This is a genomic window from Abditibacteriota bacterium, assembly GCA_017552965.1.
GTDB lineage: Bacteria > Armatimonadota > UBA5829 > UBA5829 > UBA5829 > RGIG7931.
Genome location: JAFZNQ010000070.1, coordinates 1 through 4,668 on the forward strand (window position 1 = coordinate 1; position 4,668 = coordinate 4,668).

Annotated in this window: 3 protein-coding genes; all 3 read right to left on the bottom strand. The window is 62.8% G+C overall.

Features of this window, described 5'->3' with window-relative positions:
- Positions 1-474: 474 nt before the first annotated feature.
- The 3 genes from IK083_06360 to IK083_06370 are packed head-to-tail and all read right to left on the bottom strand — an operon-like array spanning position 475 to position 4,004.
- On the bottom strand, positions 475-1,248 hold the full coding sequence (locus IK083_06360; protein MBR4749174.1) for a sugar phosphate isomerase/epimerase: 774 nt from the start codon (positions 1,246-1,248) through the stop codon (positions 475-477).
- 15 nt (positions 1,249-1,263) lie between these two features.
- The gene (locus IK083_06365) at positions 1,264-2,559 is read right to left on the bottom strand and encodes a hypothetical protein (GenBank protein MBR4749175.1); all 1,296 of its coding nucleotides are present in this window, start codon (positions 2,557-2,559) and stop codon (positions 1,264-1,266) included.
- 53 nt (positions 2,560-2,612) lie between these two features.
- On the bottom strand, positions 2,613-4,004 hold the full coding sequence (locus tag IK083_06370; GenBank protein MBR4749176.1) for a hypothetical protein: 1,392 nt from the start codon (positions 4,002-4,004) through the stop codon (positions 2,613-2,615).
- Between the last annotated feature and the right edge of the window lie 664 nt (positions 4,005-4,668).

Genomic DNA, 4,668 nt, shown 5'->3' on the forward strand with positions numbered 1-4,668 from the left:
TCAAGCAGAAGCTTAACGGGATGACACCAAGCGAATACAGAAAAAAGGCATTAACCAATGGTTAAATAGAACGTGGGGATTTGGGGATTTTCTTTGTCCAACTTTTTGGGGTCACATCAAACTGTCGGAAAGGCCCGGGCACGGCACCATATTCACCGCCGGGAGAAAGTCTGTTTTGTCCCGTTGGGCCTGTCCGCAGCCGGAGGCTCGCGGCTTCGTGACAGGGGATTTCTTACCGCCTCTTACAGAGGCGCCGAAATGACGTTTAATATGTGACGGGACAAAAGCCCTTGCAGCTGCAGAAACGGCGGTCAAATACAGACGTCATCTCGGAGTCAACCCCGCGTCATCCCGGCGGAAATGGCGCCGGCGGCAGGATGCCTCCTCGCGGGTGGCACGGGCCGGCGCAGGGAGAAAAAAGCGGCTGCGGGCGCCTCGCGCCTGCAGCCGCGCCGGATCATTGCCGCTCCCGTGTCACCGGAACATCTGCATCACCCCGGCCGCTTCCGCCAGGGCGGAGTCAAAGTCCGAGGGCCACCGGCATTCCAGAGTCACCCGCCGGTCGTAGCCTATCTCTCTCAGCTTGTCCCGCCAGGCGGTCAGGGCCTCGGCATCCCCCCGGCCGGGGGCCATACGGTCCTGATTTGGACGGGCCAGGTGCACGTGGATCAGCTCTCCGGGCCGCAGCTCGTCCAGCTCCGACAGCTCCTCGCCGTTGCTCCAGGCGTGGAAAAAGTCCACCAGGCAGCCCAGATTTTTCCTGTCCACTGCCCTTTTGATCCGTATGCCGTCCGCTATGGTGTTGATCATATTGGTTTCTGCCGGTCGGAGGGGCTCCACGGCCAGGCTGATGCCGTAGTCGGCTGCCCGGTCGGCCAGCCTGCGGAGCAGGGTCACCAGCTCCTCTTCCGCCCGGGCCGGTTCCATGCCTGCGGGGACGGACCGGGCGCCGCCGCTGCCTATGCAGCAGACGCTGCCGCCCAGGAGCCGGACCACCTCAAAATTGCGGGTAGCGTAGTCCAGGGCCGCCGCCCGGACGCTCTCTCCGCCGTACAGGGTGACCTCGGACTCGAAAAAGCACACAAAGCAGTCGATGGAGAGCCCCAGAGCCCGGGCTTTGTCCCTCATGGCGCGCAGCGCGTCGTCGGTGAGCCGCCGCGCTCCGTTCAGAGGGACGTCCATATAGTCAAAGCCGTTCTTTGCGGCTTGGGCCAGCTGGCCCTCGCCGCCGCACACTCCCAGCTTCATGACACTGTTCCTCCTTTATCTGGCCAGCCACATTGCCGGGCGGACGCCATAGGTGACGCCTCCCTCGTGGGGAAAATCTATGGCGCCGTGCCTGTCGGCAAAGGCGTTGTCTCTGGTGACATAGCAGTCCCGGACGTAGCTGTGGAGCTCGTCTTCCTTTGCCGCTGTCCGGTCGGCGGTCTTGGAGCCCTTGCTTTTGCGGGCTTCGGCCGACGGGAACAGGGCCGTGAGCTCTGCGGCGGAGAGCACAAAGCATCTGTCCGTGGTGGAAAAGGTCTTTCGCTCGGCGGGTACGTCCGTGGTCTCTATCTCCGTCCTCAGTATCAGGGCCCGCTCGCCGGCTGAAAAGGCGTAGCCCACAAACTTGTTGTTGAGAAAAGTCCTCAGGCTGCCCTTGTCCCAGGTCTTATAGTCCGGCTCGGGGTAATACAGGATGTCCTTTGACACCACCAGAGCCTTTTTGTCTTCTGTCTTCAGCACTATCCACTCGATGGGCTCCTTGCCGTTGGCGGCGCTGCCGTCCTGCTCTGCCTCGCCCAGCAGCACTCTGTCTCCCCGGGTCAGGTCCATGCCCTTTTCGTAGGCGCGGGCTTCTGCCGACAGGGTGAACCGGGGAGGGGTGATATGCCCGGTCACCCGGAGGGGCGTGTCCTTTTTCACCCTGATCACAGGCCGCACGCCCAGCTTGTCAAAGGCGTCGGCGCTCCCGGTCCGGGGGACGCCCCGGCTGTCCACGTATGTGAAGGCGCTGCCGGTGATCACTCTCAGGGCCCAGGGGAAGCAGCCGTCCTCGGTCTTCAGGTCCCCGGCAAAGGGGGCCGGCCGGGCCTTTCTGGTCTCGGCTCCGTCAAACATGGCCCACACGGACACGCCGTCGTCCGCCCACAGGTCGCCGAAGCCCTGCAGCAGGGTCACCTTGTCGGAGACGGGCTCCTCGTTGAGGGTCCAGGTCAGCAGCCGCTCCCGCTCCTCCGGAGCAAAGCAGCTCTCCTCAAACTCCGTGTTGAGCCGCAGCCGCAGCATAGAGGTCTCCCACTCCTGCCCCAGCTCCTCCCGGGAACAGGTCTCGGGGATGTATCTGCTGATCAGGGTGAGAGTGTCCAAAGGCTCCGGCAGGTCGCTCCATTCTTCGGACCGGACGCCGTCGGCGGGCCGGGCGTAATAGTAGTCCAGCACTATCCATTCCAGAGGCTCCTTTGCCCCGTCGGGTCCGGCGGGATATGAGCCGAAGGTCACTATATCTCCCGGCGCGGGCGCAGCCCAAAGAGCCGCGGCAAATATGACGAGGAGGGCTGTAAAAAACGTTTTCATGATGACTCCTTGTGTGTATTGTTCCCGGGCGGCAGGCCGCCGCCGGTATCAGGCTATTCCGACGAGGTGCGCACGTAGACGCCGTGGCTTTCCCGGAGATACAGGCCCATGGAGGTCTCGGCTGCCGCCATCTCGCCATAGACGCTGTCGGGCAGGCTGTCCTTTCCCGCCTTGCCGGAAGTCTTGATCCACAGAGCGGGCCGCAGGCCGGCATACTGCTCCTGATGATGGCTCCCGAAAAAGCGCACCCTGCCCTTGTCCGTGATCTCCGCCCAGGAGCCGAAATCGTCCCTGGTGGCAAACCGGTCTTTGTAATACTTCACCGCCTCCGCAGGCAGGCTTTTGAGAGCCGCGGGCGTGCAGACGCTTTTGCGGGCCCCTGCCGTGGGAAACAGCAGGTCCAGCTCGTGGAGAGACAGCAAAAAGCAGCTGTCCGTGAGCTTTGCCGCCCCTTCCTCCGTCATGTCGTAGCCGCAGTACACGTGCTCTGCCGGCAGTATGAGGGCCTTTTCGCTGTCGGAAAAGGCGCCGGCAAAAAACTCTCCGTTGAGAAAGCCCCGGGGCGTGTCGTCTCCGTGTCTCAGCTCATACAGTATCTTTTTGCTGACCGCCAGGGCCTTGCCGTCCCCGGTGTCCAGCACTATCCACTCGATGGGCTCCTTGCCGTTGGCGGCGCTGCAGTCCTGCTCCGCCAGGCCAAAGCTGATGACGTCCCCCCTTTTCAGCAGGGCGGGAGCGGTGTAGGGCCGCGCCTTGCGCCCGGTCCCGAATCCCGGAGCCTGTATATGGCCCGTGACCTCCACCTTGGCGCTCTTCTTTACGCCGATCATGGGCCGCACCCCGATGACGGGATAGCGGGTGAGAGGGCCGTTGAGAGGGGAGCCGTATCCGGACACCCGGGTGTATCTGCCGTCCCAGCCCTCCGGGTCCTCATAATAGCCAAAGTTGTCCCTGATCCTGTCCTCGGTGCAGAGTATCCACGGAGCGCAGCCTTCCGCGTCCACGGGGACGCCCCGTTTGGCAGCCCAGGGCGTGGCTGCAGCCTTTCTGAGAGCGGCGCTGTCAAACAGGCTGTTGTCGCCTCCGTATTCATAGTGAGGAGACACAAAAGGGATCAATACGTTCCCGGCGGGGACCTGCGGACAGTCTGCAAAACAGACCTCCGCGAATTCGTCGTTGAGCCATTCCGTCAGAGGCGAAGCAAAGGTGTCAAGAGGCAGCCCCTCCGTGGGAAATCCGTCCAGCACGAGCCGGGACACCAGCAGCACCAGGTCGTCCTCTCCCATATCCTCGGGGACGGGCGCCACTATCCACTCCACCGGCCTTTTCTCGCCCTCTGCGGTATAGGGCCAGCTGCCCAGAGTGACTATGTCGCCCGGCCGGGGAGCAGCGCCCGCGCCGGCCGCCAGCAACAAGGCCCACAGGACCAAAAGGATCTTTTTCATATGGTTTCTCTATGCGAAGTTGTCTGCAGCGGCGGGAGCGCGCCCCCTCCGCTACTTTTATTATATACCATCCGGGAGCATTTTGCGCGGCAAAAAGACAGGTCCTGCGCCGCAGGACCAAAGCATATTTTTCGACAGAGGGGATTGTTTTTTGCCGTCGTCCCGGCGCTGAGGGCACGCGTCATCCCGGCGCTGTCCCGTTCAACACCGGACGTCATCTCGGCGGTGAGGGCCCATCGGGCGCTCACCGGTAAGAGATCCCCTGAGAAAGAACCGCGAGCCCGGGACACGGACAGGCCCAACGGGACAGTGGAAAACGATCTCCACGATAGAACCGCGAGCCCACAACCACGGACAGGCCGGGGTGGGAGGGGCGTTATCCGGGGTCCCCGAAAAATCGCAGATTTTTTGGGGTATAAAGCCCCTGCTCAAGCCGAAGGGCAAGCGTCGCCGTCAGGCGCAAGGCGGAAAAGGCAGAAATGCAGCCGGGGTCCCCGAAAAATCACAGATTTTTTGGGGCTTAACTTCTTTTCTGCCCCGCCGCTGAGCGCAGACCTGAGGCGCAGACGGGTGCAGGGCAGCCGGCCCTGCTCGCTCTCACCCCACAAAATCATTCGATTTTGCGGGGGCCCCGAGGAGAGTGGTCCGGAGACGAGCTGTTCAA

Coding starts and splice junctions, on each gene's coding strand:
- IK083_06365 (MBR4749175.1), bottom strand. CDS start 2,559: ATGAAAACGTTTTTTACAGCCCTCCTCGTCATATTTGCCGCGGCTCTT.
- IK083_06360 (MBR4749174.1), bottom strand. CDS start 1,248: ATGAAGCTGGGAGTGTGCGGCGGCGAGGGCCAGCTGGCCCAAGCCGCA.
- IK083_06370 (MBR4749176.1), bottom strand. CDS start 4,004: ATGAAAAAGATCCTTTTGGTCCTGTGGGCCTTGTTGCTGGCGGCCGGC.